Below are 14,745 nucleotides of genomic sequence, written 5' to 3'. Positions count from 1 at the left end.
GCGATGGACAGGCGGCAATCCGGGGGCGGGGGCGAGGCGGGCGCCTTTCTCGACGCGGCGCTGGCGGTGATGGAACTGCCGCTGGAGCCGGAGCTGCGCCCGCGCGTGGTCATGCATCTGGAGACCGCGCTCGCCATGGCGCGGCTCGTCAGCACCTTCCCGCTGCCGGACGAGGCCGAGCCGGCGCCGGTTTACCAGCCGGGCGACGCGGCTCCGGGCGATGTGGAGACGGGGAGCGTCCGGCCATGAGCGCGCCCGCCGAAGCCGAGGCCTCTGCGCTCGATCCGCTGGCCGCCGAACTGCTCGCCGGCCCGGCGCTGACCCTTGCCGCCGCCATCCGCGCCGGGCGGGTGAGCGCGCGGGCGGTGACCGAGGCGGCGCTGGCGCGCATCGCCGCTGTCGATCCGGTGCTCCACGCCTTCACCGACGTGACCGCCGCGCGCGCCCGCGCCGAGGCCGACGCGATCGACGCCACCCGCGCGGCCGGCGCCCCGCTCGGCCCGCTCGCCGGGGTGCCGTTCGCGGTGAAGAACCTGTTCGATATCGAGGGCCTGCCGACCCGTGCCGGCTCGCGGATCAACCGCGACCGCCCGCCGGCCGCGCGCGACGCGGCGCTGGTGGAGCGGCTGGGCGCGGCGGGCGCGGTGTGCCTCGGCGCGCTGAACATGGGCGAGTACGCCTATGACTTCACCGGCGAGAACGTCCATGACGACCATTCGCGCAACCCGCACGACCCGGCCCACATGGCGGGCGGCTCGTCGGGCGGCTCGGGGGCGGCGGTGGGCGGCAAGCTGGTGCCGCTCTCGCTCGGCTCGGACACGAACGGCTCGATCCGGGTGCCGTCCTCCTTCTGCGGCATCTTCGGGCTGAAGCCGACCTATGGCCGGCTGTCGCGCGCGCGCAGCTTCCCCTTCGTGGCGAGCCTCGACCATCTCGGCCCGTTCGCGCGCAACGTCGCCGACCTCGCGGCGACCTATGACGCGCTGACCGGCCCCGACCCGGACGATCCCGCGCTCGCCGACCGGCCGGCCGCGCCGACCCTGCCGGGTCTGGAGGCGGCGAGGGGGCTCAGGGTCGCGGTGCTGGGCGGCTGGTTCGCCCGCCAGGGCACACCGCAGGCCTATGACGCGGTGGCGCGGGCGGCCGCGGCGCTGGGCGCGAGCCGGACGGTCGAGCTGCCGGAGGTGGAGCGCGCCCGCGCGGCGGCCTACATCATCACCATGGCCGAGGGTGCCTCGCTCCATCTCGACCGGCTGCGCGCCCGGCCGGGCGATTTCGACCCGGCGGTGCGCGAGCGGCTTCTGGCGGGGGCGGTGCTGCCGGGCTCGCTGATCGACAAGGCGCAGAAGTTCCGGCGCTGGTTCCACGACCGAGCGCTGGAGCTGTTCGCCGAGTGGGACGTGCTGATCGCCCCGGCGACCCCGGTGCCGGCGCCGCGCGGCGGGCAGACGACCTTTGTGCTGGACGGGCGGGAGATGCTGGTGCGGCCGAATATCGGCATCTACACCCAGCCGATCTCCTTCATCGGCCTGCCGGTGGTGGCTGCGCCCGTGCCGGGCGGCGAGCGGCTGCCGATCGCGGTGCAGCTCATCGCCGCGCCCTGGCGCGAGGACGCGGCGCTGAAGGCGGCGCGGGTGCTGGAAGCCGCCGGCGTCGCCTTCGCGCCGGAGCCGGCGGTGTAGGGCGCGCCGGCCCGGCCCCGATCAGGCGGCGCGGGAGAGGGCGTTCACCTCGATGGTGACGTGCGAGAGCCCCTCGATATGGGCGAGGCTGTCCTTGTAGGCGGCCGGCGCTTCCGGCTCGCTGGCCCGCAGCGCCACCACAGCGGCGTGGTGGCCCGGGCCGACCTGCCACACATGGAGGTCGGTGACCGTCACGCCCGGATGCTCAAGCGTGGAGCGGATGGCGCGGGTGAGGCCGCGCTGCGGGGCGGTGACGTCGAGCAGCACGCCGGAGGTGTCGCGCAGCAGGCCGAACGACCAGCGGGCGATCACCACCGCGCCGACCACGCCGATCACCGGATCGAGCCACACCAGCCCGTAGAGGCTACCGCCGAGCAGGGCGAGGATCGCGAACACCGAGGTCAGCGCGTCGGTCATCACGTGCAGGTAGGCGGCGCGCAGATTGTTGTCGCGCGTCGATTCCTTCTGCTCCGCCCGGGCGCTGCGCGAGGCATGGGGGTGAGGATGGTCGTGGTCATGATCGTGGCCGTGATCGTCCTCGTGCTCATGCTCGTCGTGCGCGTGCGCATGTTCATTGCTGTGGCCGTGTCCGTGGCCGTGGCTGTGCCCGTGCAGATGGTCGTGGTCATCGCGCAGCAGCCAGGCGCAGACGAGGTTCACTACAAGGCCGAACACGGCGACGGCGATCGCCTCGTTGAAGTCGATAGCGATCGGGTGGCCGAGGCGCAGCGCGCTCTCCCAGCCGATCAGCAGGGCGACGAGGCCCAGCACGATGGCGCTCGCGAAGGCGGCGAGGTCGCCGACCTTTCCGGTGCCGAAGCTGAAGCGCGGGTCGTCGGCGTGGCGCGCGGCGTAGCGATAGGCGAACGCGGTGATGAGCATGGCGGCGGCATGGGTCGACATGTGCCAGCCGTCGGCCAGCAGCGCCATGGAGCCGAACAGCGAGCCGGCGGCGATCTCGATCACCATCACGCTGGCGGTGATGGCGATGACGATCCAGGTGCGGCGCTCATGGCGGCCATGGCGCTCGCCGAGGAAATTGTGCGCGTGCACGTCCGACAGCGTGCCGGCGGCGAGGGCGGAGGCGGTTCTCTCATGCATGGCGGAGCTCCGGCGGTTCACTTGAGATAGGTGCGGATGACGTCGAGGAGCTCGCCGGCTCCCCGCGCCCGGGCCGGGTCGGTTTCGGTGGCCGGGTCGACCACGTGATGGCGCATGTGGTCCTCGATCAGCTCGACGGTGAGGCCGTTCACCGCGCCGCGCACGGAGGCGACGAGCTGCAGCACGTCGGCGCAGCCGAGCTCGGCCTCCAGCGCGCGCTCCACCGCCTCGACCTGCCCGCGTATGCGGCGCACCCGCGCCAGCAGGCGGGACTTTTCCTTGATGGTATGGGACATCGGACACTCGAATATAGGGTACCCCCCTATACTATCCATGCCGGAGCGAAAGTCATCCCCTTTCGTAAGCTCGTCGCGCGAAAGCGGCGAGCGGGTTGCTGCGGAGGGGACGGAGACGGGTGGCGCGGGGTCAGTCGCGGCGGAAGACGAGATTGGCGATGAAGCCCACGGCGAGGGCGCCGAGCGCGGTCGCGAGCCCGTAGAGCCAGGCGTGCTGCTGTGCAGCGGTGGCCACCGCCTGCTCGAAATCGATCTTCGCCACCTCGAAGCTCACCGAGCGGTCGATCAGCAGTGCGCGGTCGGCGAACACCTTCACGTCGACCGTGTAGGTGCCGATGGGCGCGATGCCGGGAATCGGGATCGCCGCCTGGAACACGCGCGGGGCGATGAACTCGACCGCGTCGGTGCGCTCGACATAGAGCCCCTGAGACTGCTTCACCCGCAGGAAGGCCTGCCGGAACGGGTCGTCCGGCACCACGTCGGCATAGTCGGCGCCGACGCGCTGCAGCAGCCGGTTCTGGGCGAGGCCGGCCTGCTCGCGGCGCAGCAGGCCGAGATCGGCCATCAGCGCCGGCGGGCGGTTGCTGAGCACGGCGAGATAGGAGGGCGCGGCGAGGAAGGAGCGGCTGTCGACGTTCACCCACATGCCGAGCCGGCGCTCCTTGCGCCAGGTGACGAAGCTCTCGTTCGGACCGCGCACCGTGGCGACGACGTCATACGTTTGCGCCGCCCCGTCGCCCGCGGTCGGCTCTATCACGCCGAACAGCACCACGCTGTCGCCGGAGAAGCTGGAGGCGATGGTGACGCGGGCCTTGGAGAGGGAAAGCACCAGATGGCCGGCGCTCGTCGTCGCCGGCGCCTCGATCGCCGTCTCCGCCTGCTGCGCGCGCGCCGGCGGGACGGCGAGGAGGAGGGCGGCGAGCACGGCGAGGAGCGCGAGAGGCTGCGGGCCGCGCCGGGGGCCGGGTGGTGAGCGGCGGCGCGGCGCGGAGCGGGTCATCGCGCGCTCTCGTCGATGGTGACGGCGTAGAGCTCGGCGGGGCGGGCGATCTGATCGTAGGCGACGCGCAGGCCGACCGCCAGCACCAGCAGGCCGAGCAGGAAGCGCAGGTTCTCCGCCTTCATCGACTGGCCGGCGCGGGCGCCGAACTGGGCGCCGATGGTGCCGCCGACCATCAGCACCAGCCCCAGTACCGCGTCGACGGTCTGGTTGAAGATCGAGTGCAGGACGATGGCCGAGACCATGGTGACGAGGGTGAGCAGCAGCGAGGTGGCGACCGAGGTGATGGTCGGCACCCGCAGCAGGTAGATCAGCGCCGGCACCAGCAGGAAGCCGCCGCCCACGCCCATGAGCGAGCCGAGGAAGCCGATCGAGAAGCCGATGGTCACCACCGGGATGATCGAGACGTAGATGCGCGACTGGCGGAAGCGCATCTTGAACGGCATGCGCAGGAACCAGGGATGCGCGCCGGGCCGCCGCAGCGGCGCCTTCACCCCGCGCCACTGGCGCAGCAGCGCCCGCACGCTCTCGACGATCATCAGCGTGCCGACCGTGCCCAGCAGCGCGACATAGGCGACGGCGATGACGAGGTCGAGCTGTCCGAAGCGGCGCAGCACGTGGAAGGCGAGCACGCCCGCGAGCGTCCCCACCATGCCGCCCGAGAGCAGCACCAGCCCGAGCTGCACGTCCACCAGCTTGCGCCGCATGTAGTTCAGCGTGCCGGAGAAGGAGGAGGCGGCCATGTGGGTCGACACGCTCGCCACCGCCACCGGCGGGGGGACGCCGAGGAAGATGAGCAGCGGCGTCATCAGGAACCCGCCGCCGACCCCGAACATGCCGGACACGAACCCTACCGCGATCCCCATGGCGAGGAGGGTGAAGATGTTCACGGGCAGTTCGGCGATCGGCAGGTAGATGGTCACGGACGGATCCGGTGCACGGGACGATCGGGCGGCGAAACTCCTCTCCGGCTTAGCAGGATTCCGCTAACAGGGAATGAGCGGCTGACGCAGGCGTGAAGCCCGGCGGACGCGGAGCACGCCCGCGCACGACGCGGCCGGGCGCGCGGGGCGGCTTCATCGGCTCCGCTGGGCTCTGGCATGGAATATGCCCGCACCGAAGAATAGTTCCGATATCGATGTAGTATTATTATGTTACGTCCCGATTTTCTGTCCGCTCAGTTGCGATAATTCTGAAGAATAGTGCTGAAAGGTCATGGTTGCTGCCTTAACGTGAGGTGTCTCCATGCTAGCGTGCCGGCGCTAACGGACCCGTTCGAGGCCCGATTTCGTCTAGGAGGAACCCCATGGCTATTTTCCGGCGCGGCCAGCGGCCCGCTGCGCTGCTGGCATCGACGATGCTCGCCAGCGCCCTTCTGATCTCGGCGTCGCCTGCCTCGGCGCAGGCGCAGTCCGACAATCTCGGAAAGCTGCACAACTTCCAGACCACCGGCGCGTCCATGGAGATGGAAACCGTGCCGCAGACCGGCGCGCGGGCGGAGGCGTTCAACAAGACGCTGTCCGGCATCAAGCTGCCGGACGGCTTCAAGATCGCGCTCTACGCCATCGTGCCGGATGCGCGCGAGATGGCGGTCGGGCCGACCACCGGCGTGGTGTTCGTCGGTACCCGCAAGTCCAAGGTCTGGGCGGTGACCGACCGCGACAAGGACCGGGTGGCGGACGAGGTGAAGGTGTTCGCGCCTTCCGTGGAGTTCAAGCTGCCCAACGGCGTGTGCTTCACCAAGGACGGCTTCCTCTACGTTGCCGAGCAGAACCGGGTACTGCTGTTCCCCGCCGCCGAGTTCTTCTACGAGGGTCCCGACGTCGCCGCCGAGCCGGTGGTGAAGCAGGGCGACCTCATCCCCGCGAGCGAGGAATCCTTCAACCACACCGCGCGCGTGTGCCGCATCGGGCCGGACAACCGGCTCTACATAACGATCGGCCAGCCCTTCAACGTGTTTCCGCAGGAGAAATTCGACCTCTACAAGAAGCACGGCATCGGCGGCATCGTCGCCATGGACCGCGACGGCAAGAACCGCGAGGTCTATGCGTGGGGCATCCGCAACTCGGTCGGCATGGACTTCAACCCCGCCGACAAGACGCTGTGGTTCACCGACAACCAGGTCGACGGCATGGGTGACGACATCCCGCCCGGCGAGCTGAACCGTGCCACCGGGCCGGGCCTGAATTTCGGCTTCCCCTATTATGGCGGCGGCTCGGTGCGCACCACCGAGTACAAGGACCAGACCCCGCCGGCCGACGCGGTGATGCCGCAGGTCGAGATGACCGCCCACGCGGCCGACCTCGGCATGGTGTTCTACACCGGCAAGCAGTTCCCGGAGAAATACCGCGGCGGCATCTTCTCGGTGCAGCACGGCTCGTGGAACCGCACCACGCCGGTGGGCGCGCGGGTGATGTTCACCCCGGTCAACGAGGACGGCACGGCGGGCGAGACCATGCCCTTCGCCGAAGGCTGGCTGACCGACAATGGTGAGTATCTCGGTCGCCCGGCCTCGGTGACGCAGCTCAATGACGGCTCGCTGCTGGTTTCCGACGACACGTCCGGCGCGATCTACCGCATCTCCTACGAGGGCAATTGAGCGCTCTTTCCCGCGGCCGGGCGCCCGGCCGCGGGTTCTCCTTTCGAACGCCGGGATCTGCGATGAAATGGACCGACTGCGTGCCGCTCCTCGCGGCATCGATGATGATGTGCGCCCCCGCCATGGCCGGCGACGCCAAGCTCGGCAAGGCCAAGGCCTCGGCGCAGTGCGCCGTGTGCCACGGACCGACCGGCATCTCCCAGCTTCCCGAGGCGCCGAACCTCGCCGGTCAGGTGGAGATGTATCTCGTCAAGGCGCTCAACGACTTCCGCTCGGGCGCGCGCAGCAACGAGATGATGACGATCGTCAGCAAGGGGCTTTCCGACGCCGACGTCGCCAATCTCGCGGCCTGGTACGCCTCGGTCGAGGTCAGCGTCCAGGCGCCGCAGTGAGCCGGCCGGCGCGGTGCTGGGCGAGGAGCCCGACCAGCACCGCCTCGAGCCCCGTCTCGAGCCGGGCCGCCGACAGGCGCCCCGGATGCGGGCGCGGAATGTGGATGAACACGGCGATCCGCCCCCTGCGCCGCGCCCAGCCATAGGCGGCGTAGGCGAGCGCGTTGCAGACATAGCGGCCGGCGTCGCGCGAGCCGCAGGCCGGCACCCCCGCCTGCCGCAGCGCGTGGAGCAGCGGCGCGCCCGCCGCGGCGCAGCCGATCACGTCGGGCGCCGCCCCGCCCGCCGCCAGCCGGCGCGCGGCCGGGCGGCGTCGTCCCGCGTCCGGGAACAGGCCGGTGGCGCAGCGGCCCAGCGTCTCGACGCCGACGCGCGAGCGTCGACCCGCGAGGCCGACCATCAGCACGATATCCGGGTCGAGCCGGTCGAGCGTCTGAGCGAAGCGGGCGGCCTCGTCCCACAGCGTCGGCAGCACCAGCGCCTCGGCGCGGGCGACGCCGAGCCGGCGGCTTCGCGCCAGCGCGCGGGCGAGCGGGCCGGAGGGGTTGGCGGGAGCGCCGGGGAAGCGGCCGAATCCGGTGATGAGGATGCGCGGCGCATGACCGGGCGCCGGCGCGCGGACATCGTCCGCCGGAAGGGATGCCGCGCGGGCGGGCATGGTCAGGGCTTGAGCAGCGCCTGCGCGAGCGCGCCCCGCAACTCGGAGAGCTGGAACGGCTTGGAGAGCATGGGGCGGTCGCGCCATTCCTCGACGATGTCGCCGTCCTGGTAGCCGGTGGAGAAGACGAACGGAATCCCGAGCCCGGTCACCGCATTGGCGACCGCATAGCCGCGCGTGCCGCCGAGATTGAGATCGAGCACGACGATATCGATTTCGCTGTGGCGGGCGGCGATGAAATCGAGCGCCTCGCCCACGCGTCCCTCGGAGCCGATCACCGTCGCACCGAGCTCTTCGACCATGGCTTCCATCATCATAGCGACGAGCGACTCGTCCTCGACGATGAATACCCGACGGCCGGAAAGCTCATGATTCGACATTTGTGCTGCGCCGCCCCCAACGGCTCGCGGTCCGCCATATCGGCGTGAACCCGTCTCGCCTCCTCAATGCCGTCGCTTGCTCATCAGTGTTTCCCCTCATTTCGGCTTTTTTGGGGGTCACAGCCCCAGCCGCGCGGCAATTTTCGAGGCGCCGAGCGTCGGCGCCAGCGTGCCCTCGGCGACCGCGCGCTCGATCGCCGGCACGTCGGCGCGCAGGCTCGCATCGCCGCGGATGCGCTCGCGCAGGCGGTCGTCGAACAGCGTCCACATCCATTTCACCTGCTGGGCGCTGCGCTTGGCGGCGAAGGCGCCGGCCGCGCGCCCCCGCTCGCCATGGAGCAGCACCTGCGCCCACAGTTCGTCGATGCCCGCGCCGGTGAGGCCGGAATAGGTCAGCACCGGGGTCGACCAGTGCGGCTCGCGCGCGCCGAGTACGTGGAGCGCGGCACGGTATTCGGCCGCCGCCGCCTTGGCACGCGGGAGGTTGGCGCCGTCCGCCTTGTTGATGGCGACGATGTCGGCGATCTCGATGATGCCCTTCTTGATGCCCTGCAACTCGTCGCCCGCCCCCGGCAGCATGAGCACCAGGAAGGTGTCGGTCATGTCGGCGACCGCGGTCTCCGACTGGCCGACGCCGACGGTCTCCACCAGCACCACGTCATAGCCCGCCGCCTCGCACAGCAGCAGCGTCTCGCGGGTGCGCGCGGCGACGCCCCCGAGCGTGCCGGCGGCCGGCGAGGGGCGCACGAAGGCGCGCCTATCCATCGACAGGCGCGCCATGCGGGTCTTGTCGCCGAGGATCGAGCCGCCGGTGCGGCTGGAAGAGGGGTCCACCGCCAGCACCGCCACCCGGTGGCCCTGTTCGAGCAGATAGGTGCCCAGCGCGTCGATGGTGGTCGACTTGCCGACCCCGGGCACGCCGGTGATGCCCACCCGCGCGCCCTTGCCGGTGTCGGGCAGGATTTCCTGCAGCAACTGCTCGGCGATCGCGCGGTGCGCGGGCTTGCGCGATTCGATCAGCGTGATCGCCCGGGCGAGCGTCGCGCGGTGCCCGGAGCGCACGCCGCGGGCGAGTTCGTCGGCCGGGGGAAGGGGAGGAGCGTGGATCAAAACCGTGGCCTGCGCGTTATCAGGGCGATGCTAGCAGCGACCACTCCGCCTGACGAGGCGGGGTATTTTGTTCACACGGGAGAACCCCACATGAACTGGGATCGCATTGAAGGCAATTGGAAGCAGGTCAAGGGTCAGCTCCGCCAGCAGTGGGGCAAGCTGACCGATGACGACCTCGACCGCATGCACGGCAAGCGCGAGGAGCTCGAAGGCGTGCTCCAGGAGCGCTATGGCCTCGCCAAGGATGAGGCCAACCGGCAGATCGACGCGTGGAGCAACCGCTTCAAGATGTGAGCGGTCGCCCGCCCGCGACAAGCGGAGCCCCCGCCGGCCGGCGGGGGCGTTTTTTTGCGCGCTCAGCCGTGGGCGTAGTTCCAGTAGAGCTCGCGCGCCTTGCGGTAGACCGGGCCCGGCTGCAGGTCGCGGTCCTCGATCCGGGTGATCGGCGCGACCTTGGAATAGTTGCCGGTGGTGAAGAGCTCGTCGGCGGCGCGGAAATCCTCCCAGCGCAGCGAGCCCTCGACCACCTCGATGCCCGCCTGGCGCATCAGCGCGATGGTGCGGGTGCGGGTGATGCCGGCGAGGAAAGTCCCGTTGGCCGCCGGGGTGAAGGCGACGCCGTCCTTCACCATGAAGACGTTGGCGGTGGCGAGTTCGGCGACGTTGCCCAGCATGTCGCACAGCGCGGCATTGTCGAAGCCGCGCTTGTGGCATTCGACCAGCGCGCGGGCGTTGTTGGGGTAGAGCGCGCCGGCCTTGGCGTCGGTGACCGCGCATTCGATGGTCGGCCGCCGGAACGGCGAGAGTGTGATCGAGGTGCCGTGCGAGGGCTCGGGCATCTTGGCCTCGTAGAGGCTGAGGCACCAGCGGGTCGATTCGGCATCGGCGTCGACGGTCCGCGCGCCGGGATATTCCGCCCAGTACATCGGCCGGATGTAGAGCTCGGCATCGGCCGGGAAGCGCTTCAGCCCCTCCGCCGTCATCGTCAGCCATTCCGCGACCGACACCATCGGCTTCAGCCCCATGGCGAGCGCCGAGCGGTTGACCCGCTCGCAATGCAGGTCGAGGTCCGGGGTCACGCCCTCGAAGGCGCGGGCACCGTCGAACACCGAGGTGCCGAGCCAGGCCGCATGGGTGCGCACGCCCATGATCGGCACGTTTCCCTCGTGCCAGGCGCCGTCGAGATAGGTCCAGGTGCGGGACCAGCTATGGGTCATCGAAGATTCCTTTCCTGCACCCGCCGTTCCGGGCCGTCGCGCCCCTTGTCGGCCCGCCCGCCGGCCGCGGCAACCCGATTAACGTCGAATGCCGCAGCGTGAAGGGGGCCGGCGCGCCGCCCGCCTAGCCGGCCAGCGCCGCGAGGATGCGCACCCAGCTTCGGATGCCCTTGTGGAACGAGGCGAGGTCGTATTTCTCGTTCGGCGAATGGATGCGGTCGTCGTCGAGCGAGAAGCCGACCAGCAGCGTGTCCTGCCCCAGCAGCTTCTTGAACTGGCCGACCACCGGGATCGACCCGCCCTCGCCGATGGTGACCGGCGGCTTGCCCCATTCGGCGGCCAGCGCCTGCGCGGCCCGGGCGAGGTCCGGATTGTCGTGGGCGACGGCGACCGCGGCCGAGCCCTCGCCGCCGAGGAACTCCACCGAGCAGTCGGCGGGAAGGCGCGAGCGCACGAAGGCGCGCACCGCGTCGCGCACCTGCACCGGGTCCTGGTTCGCGACCAGCCGGCAGGAGATCTTGGCGGTGGCGATGGCGGGGATGACGGTCTTCGAGCCCTCGCCGATATAGCCGCCCCACATGCCGTTGACCTCGAAGGTCGGGCGCGAGGAGATCATCTCCACCAGCGAGCGGTCCTTCTCGCCGATCGGCCCGGAAAGCCCGATCGGGCCGAGGAAGTTCTCCGGCGTCAGGTCGAGATCGGCCCAGCTCGCCTTCATGTAGTCCGGCGGCTCGATCACGCCGTCATAGAAGCCGGGGATGGCGATGCGCCCGTCCGGCCCGTGCACCTCGGCGATGATCTTGGAGAGCACGTGCAGCGGGTTGGCCGCCGCGCCGCCATAATAGCCCGAATGCAGGTCGCGGTCGGCGCAGCGCACCACGATCTCGTCATGCATCAGCCCGCGCAGCGAGAGGATGATGGCGGGGGTCTCGGGGTCCCACATGCCGGTGTCGCAGACGAGGGCGAGGTCGGCCTTCAGCGCGTCCGTGTGGGCGGCGATGAAGGGGGCGATGTTGGCCGAGCCGCTCTCCTCCTCGCCCTCGACCATCACAGTCACGTCGACCGGCAGCTTGCCGGTGACCTTGACGAAGGCCCGGCACGCCTCGACGAAGGTCATGACCTGGCCCTTGTCGTCGGCCGAGCCGCGGGCGACGATCTGCTTCACCCCCTCCGCGCTGGTGGCGATGCGCGGCTCGAAGGGCGGGCTGTTCCACAGGTCGAGCGGATCGACCGGCTGCACGTCGTAATGGCCGTAGAACATCACCCGCCGCGCGGCGCCGGTGTCCGAGCGGCCGGTGACGATCGGATGGCCGGGCGTGTCGTTGAGCTTCGCCTCGAAGCCGAGCCCGGCGAGGTCGTCCGCCAGCCACTGGCCGGCGCGCCGGCACTCGGCCGCATAGGCGCTGTCGGTGGAGATGGAGGGGATGCGCAGCAGCGCGAACAGGCGTTCCAGGCTGGCATCGAGATCGGCGTCGACGGCGGCGAGGACGCGGTCGAGATCGGACATGGCGCTATCAACTCACGTGGGGAAGGTTCATTTCCGGCGCTTGGCGGACCCGCCGCCGGCGAAATCGTCGAAGATCTGGGCGAAGTCGTCCGAGGACGAGGCGCCCGCGCTCGAGCGGGTGCTCTTCACTCGCGCAGGGGTCGGGGAAACGGCGCGGGTGGAGCGGGCGCGCCCGCCCAGCACGTTGCGCAGGATGGCCTTGGTCGCCTGATTGACGACCTCGCGCGTGACCTGCCGGGCGACCTGCTCGCCTATGCTCATGCGCCCGCGCGAGGGCGTGCCGAACAGCCCGCCCAGCACGCCGTCGAGCCAGCCGCCGCCGGACGCGGCGCCGGCCTCGGTGGGTTTGGGGGCGGCGGGATTGGGCGAGGCGGGCGTCTCGGGTGCCTCGGCCGGGGCGGTCTCGTCGGCGCGCTTCGCCAGCATCTCATAGGCGGATTCGCGGTCGACCGGCGTGTCGTAGAGCTTGCCGACCGGGCTGTTGCGCATGTTCACCTTGCGCATCTCCGGGTCGATCGGCCCGACCCGGGCGGTCGGCGGGCAGATGGCGGTGCGCTCGACCATGGCGGGGGTGCCGTTGCCCTCCAGCATCGAGACCAGCGCCATGCCCTTGCCGAGCTCGGTGATGACCTGCGCGGTGTCGAGCTTCGGGTTGGGCCGGAAGGTCTCGGCGGCGGCCTTCACCGCCTTCTGGTCGCGCGGGGTGAAGGCGCGCAGCGCGTGCTGCACCCGGTTGCCGAGCTGGGCGAGCACGCTCTCGGGCACGTCGAGCGGGTTCTGGGTGACGAAATAGACGCCCACGCCCTTGGAGCGGATGAGGCGGACCACCTGTTCGATCTTCTGCAGCAGCGCCTTGGGCGCCTCGTCGAACAGCAGGTGCGCCTCGTCGAAGAAGAACACCACCTTCGGCTTGTCGGGATCGCCGACCTCGGGCAGCTCCTCGAACAGCTCGGACAGCAGCCACAGCAGGAAGGTCGCGTAGAGCTGGGGCGAGCCCATCAGCTTGTCGGCGGCGAGCAGCGAGATGGTGCCGTAGCCGGTGCGCGGGTCGACCCGCATCAGGTCGGAGATCTTCAGCGCCGGCTCGCCGAAGAACTTGTCCGCGCCCTGGTTCTCCAGCACCAGCAGCGCGCGCTGGATCGCGCCGACGGTGGCGGGGGAGACGTTGCCGTAGGTCGTGGTGAGCTGCGCGGCATTCTCCGCCGCGAAGGCGAGCATGGCGCGCAGGTCCTTGAGGTCGAGCAGCAGCAGGCCGCGCTCGTCGGCGATGCGGAAGACGACGTTGAGCACGCCCTCCTGCACGTCGTTGAGGTTCAGCAGCCGCGCCAGCAGCAGCGGGCCCATCTCCGAGACGGTGGCGCGCACCGGGTGGCCCTGCTCGCCGAACAGGTCCCAGAAGATGACCGGGAACTCGTCCGGCACGTAGTCGGCGCCGATCTCGGCGAAGCGCTTGACGATCCAGTCCTGCCCCTCGCCGGGCATGGCGACGCCGGACAGGTCGCCCTTGATGTCGGCGGCGAACACCGGCACGCCGGCACGCGAGAAGCCCTCGGCGATGGTCTGCAGCGTGACCGTCTTGCCGGTGCCGGTGGCGCCGGTGGCGAGGCCGTGGCGATTGGCGAGCTTGAGCGTGAGGTATTCGGGCTTGCCGCCATCCTCGCCCGTGCTTTTGCCGACGAAGATCTTTCCCTCGACCTCTACGGACATGGCCGCCTCCCTGGGAGCGAACGCTGGGCTACCTTTAGAGCGCAGCCGAGGGGCCTTCGGCAAGGGGCGTAGTGCGGGGCGTAGTGCGGGGCGTAGTGCGGGGCCTGGTGCAAGCGGGAACGATGACGCGGCGTGACATCAGGGTACTTGCCTTCCGGCTGGCAGCGCGCGATGTGAAGCACAAAGCTGGAAACGCCGGAAACGCCATGGCTTCACTCACGCCGCCGACCCATCGCCTGTTCGACGCGCGCGGACGCCGGCTCGACTATGCCGGCCGCACGCTGGTGATGGGCATTCTGAACGTCACGCCCGATTCCTTCTCCGACGGCGGGCGCAGCGCACGGCTCGACGACGCGGTGGCCAATGCCGAGCGCATGGTGGCGGAGGGCGCGGACATCATCGACGTCGGCGGGGAATCGACCCGGCCCGGCCACACGCCGGTGCCGGCCGAGGAGGAGATGGCGCGCGTGCTGCCGGTGCTCGACGCGCTGGCCCACCTGCCGGTGCCGATCTCGATCGACACCCAGAAGGCGAAGGTGGCCGAGGCGGCGCTGGCGCATGGCGCGGCGATCGTGAACGACATATGGGGCCTGATGGGCGACCCGGACATGGCCCGCGTCACCGCTGCCCATGAGGTGGGGCTGGTCGCCATGCACAACAGGTCGAGCGTCGACGGCTCGGTCGACATCGTCGCCGACATGCTGGCCTTCTTCGACCAGACGCTGGAGCGGGCGGCGCGCGCGGGCATCCGGCCCGAGCGCATCAGCCTCGATCCGGGGATCGGCTTCGGCAAGACCTTCGAGCAGAACCTGAAGGCGCTGGCCTCGCTGTCCGAGATCGGCCGGCTCGGCTTCCCGATCCTGCTCGGTACCTCGCGCAAGTCGCTGATCGGCAAGGTGATCGACGCGGCGCCGGCCGAGCGGCTGCCCGGCACGATCGCCTCCAACGTGATCGGCATCATGGCCGGCTGCGCCATCATCCGCGTGCACGACGTGGCCGCGCATGTGCAGGCCGCCCGGGTGACGGAGGCGATCCTCCGTGCCGCCTGACGAAACGGCGAACAACCCGCCGGCCGGCCGGTCGACGCCCGAATTCT

At 70.4% G+C, this 14,745-nt stretch carries 16 protein-coding genes; 6 read left to right on the top strand and 10 right to left on the bottom strand.

Features of this window, described 5'->3' with window-relative positions:
- The first annotated feature begins 3 nt into the window (after window positions 1–3).
- Together NVS89_RS03980 and NVS89_RS03975 are read left to right on the top strand one after the other, a co-directional pair.
- Window positions 4–249 carry a DUF4089 domain-containing protein gene (locus tag NVS89_RS03980; RefSeq protein ID WP_258731188.1) on the top strand — a complete coding sequence of 82 codons (246 nt, stop codon included), beginning with the start codon at window positions 4–6 and terminating at the stop codon, window positions 247–249.
- Window positions 246–1,682, top strand: coding sequence for an AtzE family amidohydrolase (locus NVS89_RS03975; protein ID WP_258731186.1), 1,437 nt, complete (start codon window positions 246–248; stop codon window positions 1,680–1,682). Before NVS89_RS03980 ends, NVS89_RS03975 begins: the two co-directional genes overlap by 4 nt.
- A gap of 21 nt (window positions 1,683–1,703) precedes the next feature.
- On the opposite strand, the gene dmeF is transcribed toward NVS89_RS03975, so the two are convergent.
- The 4 genes from dmeF to NVS89_RS03955 form a co-directional block, all read right to left on the bottom strand.
- Window positions 1,704–2,783 carry a CDF family Co(II)/Ni(II) efflux transporter DmeF gene (gene dmeF, locus NVS89_RS03970; protein WP_258731185.1) on the bottom strand — a complete coding sequence of 360 codons (1,080 nt, stop codon included), beginning with the start codon at window positions 2,781–2,783 and terminating at the stop codon, window positions 1,704–1,706.
- 17 nt (window positions 2,784–2,800) lie between these two features.
- The gene (locus NVS89_RS03965; protein ID WP_258731184.1) at window positions 2,801–3,079 is read right to left on the bottom strand and encodes a metal/formaldehyde-sensitive transcriptional repressor; all 279 of its coding nucleotides are present in this window, start codon (window positions 3,077–3,079) and stop codon (window positions 2,801–2,803) included.
- A 130-nt stretch (window positions 3,080–3,209) separates the two neighbouring features.
- Window positions 3,210–4,079, bottom strand: coding sequence for a TIGR02186 family protein (locus NVS89_RS03960; protein ID WP_258731183.1), 870 nt, complete (start codon window positions 4,077–4,079; stop codon window positions 3,210–3,212).
- Window positions 4,076–5,002 carry a sulfite exporter TauE/SafE family protein gene (locus tag NVS89_RS03955; protein WP_258731182.1) on the bottom strand — a complete coding sequence of 309 codons (927 nt, stop codon included), beginning with the start codon at window positions 5,000–5,002 and terminating at the stop codon, window positions 4,076–4,078. Before NVS89_RS03955 ends, NVS89_RS03960 begins: the two co-directional genes overlap by 4 nt.
- Before the next feature lie 383 nt (window positions 5,003–5,385).
- Between NVS89_RS03955 and NVS89_RS03950 the strand changes: the two genes are divergently transcribed.
- A complete protein-coding gene (locus NVS89_RS03950; protein ID WP_258731181.1) occupies window positions 5,386–6,678 on the top strand; it encodes a PQQ-dependent sugar dehydrogenase in 1,293 nt (430 codons plus the stop codon).
- 62 nt (window positions 6,679–6,740) lie between these two features.
- Complete coding sequence (locus NVS89_RS03945) at window positions 6,741–7,070, top strand: c-type cytochrome (RefSeq protein ID WP_258731180.1); 330 nt, start codon at window positions 6,741–6,743, stop codon at window positions 7,068–7,070.
- Here the strand turns inward: NVS89_RS03945 and NVS89_RS03940 are convergent.
- From NVS89_RS03940 to meaB, 3 genes are all read right to left on the bottom strand, one after another.
- Window positions 7,048–7,728 (bottom strand): pyroglutamyl-peptidase I, encoded by a 681-nt coding sequence (locus NVS89_RS03940; protein ID WP_258731179.1) that lies wholly within the window; start codon window positions 7,726–7,728, stop codon window positions 7,048–7,050. The genes NVS89_RS03945 and NVS89_RS03940 overlap by 23 nt on opposite strands.
- Before the next feature lie 2 nt (window positions 7,729–7,730).
- Entirely contained in the window at window positions 7,731–8,108 is a 378-nt protein-coding gene (locus NVS89_RS03935) for a response regulator (RefSeq protein WP_258731178.1), read from the bottom strand.
- Window positions 8,109–8,225: 117 nt separating this feature from the next.
- Window positions 8,226–9,218, bottom strand: coding sequence for a methylmalonyl Co-A mutase-associated GTPase MeaB (gene meaB, locus NVS89_RS03930; protein WP_258731177.1), 993 nt, complete (start codon window positions 9,216–9,218; stop codon window positions 8,226–8,228).
- 90 nt (window positions 9,219–9,308) lie between these two features.
- Here meaB and NVS89_RS03925 point away from each other — a divergent pair, with 90 nt between their 5' ends.
- Complete coding sequence (locus NVS89_RS03925) at window positions 9,309–9,512, top strand: CsbD family protein (RefSeq protein WP_258731176.1); 204 nt, start codon at window positions 9,309–9,311, stop codon at window positions 9,510–9,512.
- A gap of 62 nt (window positions 9,513–9,574) precedes the next feature.
- On the opposite strand, the gene NVS89_RS03920 is transcribed toward NVS89_RS03925, so the two are convergent.
- The 3 genes from NVS89_RS03920 to NVS89_RS03910 form a co-directional block, all read right to left on the bottom strand.
- Window positions 9,575–10,435, bottom strand: coding sequence for a branched-chain amino acid aminotransferase (locus NVS89_RS03920; protein ID WP_258731175.1), 861 nt, complete (start codon window positions 10,433–10,435; stop codon window positions 9,575–9,577).
- Window positions 10,436–10,559: 124 nt separating this feature from the next.
- A complete protein-coding gene (locus NVS89_RS03915; protein ID WP_258731174.1) occupies window positions 10,560–11,942 on the bottom strand; it encodes a M20/M25/M40 family metallo-hydrolase in 1,383 nt (460 codons plus the stop codon).
- 27 nt (window positions 11,943–11,969) lie between these two features.
- Window positions 11,970–13,649, bottom strand: coding sequence for a helicase HerA-like domain-containing protein (locus tag NVS89_RS03910; RefSeq protein ID WP_258731173.1), 1,680 nt, complete (start codon window positions 13,647–13,649; stop codon window positions 11,970–11,972).
- A 206-nt stretch (window positions 13,650–13,855) separates the two neighbouring features.
- Here NVS89_RS03910 and folP point away from each other — a divergent pair, with 206 nt between their 5' ends.
- On the top strand, window positions 13,856–14,698 hold the full coding sequence (folP, locus tag NVS89_RS03905) for a dihydropteroate synthase (protein WP_258731172.1): 843 nt from the start codon (window positions 13,856–13,858) through the stop codon (window positions 14,696–14,698).
- Window positions 14,699–14,745: the final 47 nt, after the last annotated feature.

Source organism: Ancylobacter mangrovi, from assembly GCF_024752355.1.
In the GTDB taxonomy this organism is placed as follows: Bacteria; Pseudomonadota; Alphaproteobacteria; order Rhizobiales; family Xanthobacteraceae; genus Ancylobacter; species Ancylobacter mangrovi.
This window is presented reverse-complemented; position numbering and strand designations above follow the sequence as displayed.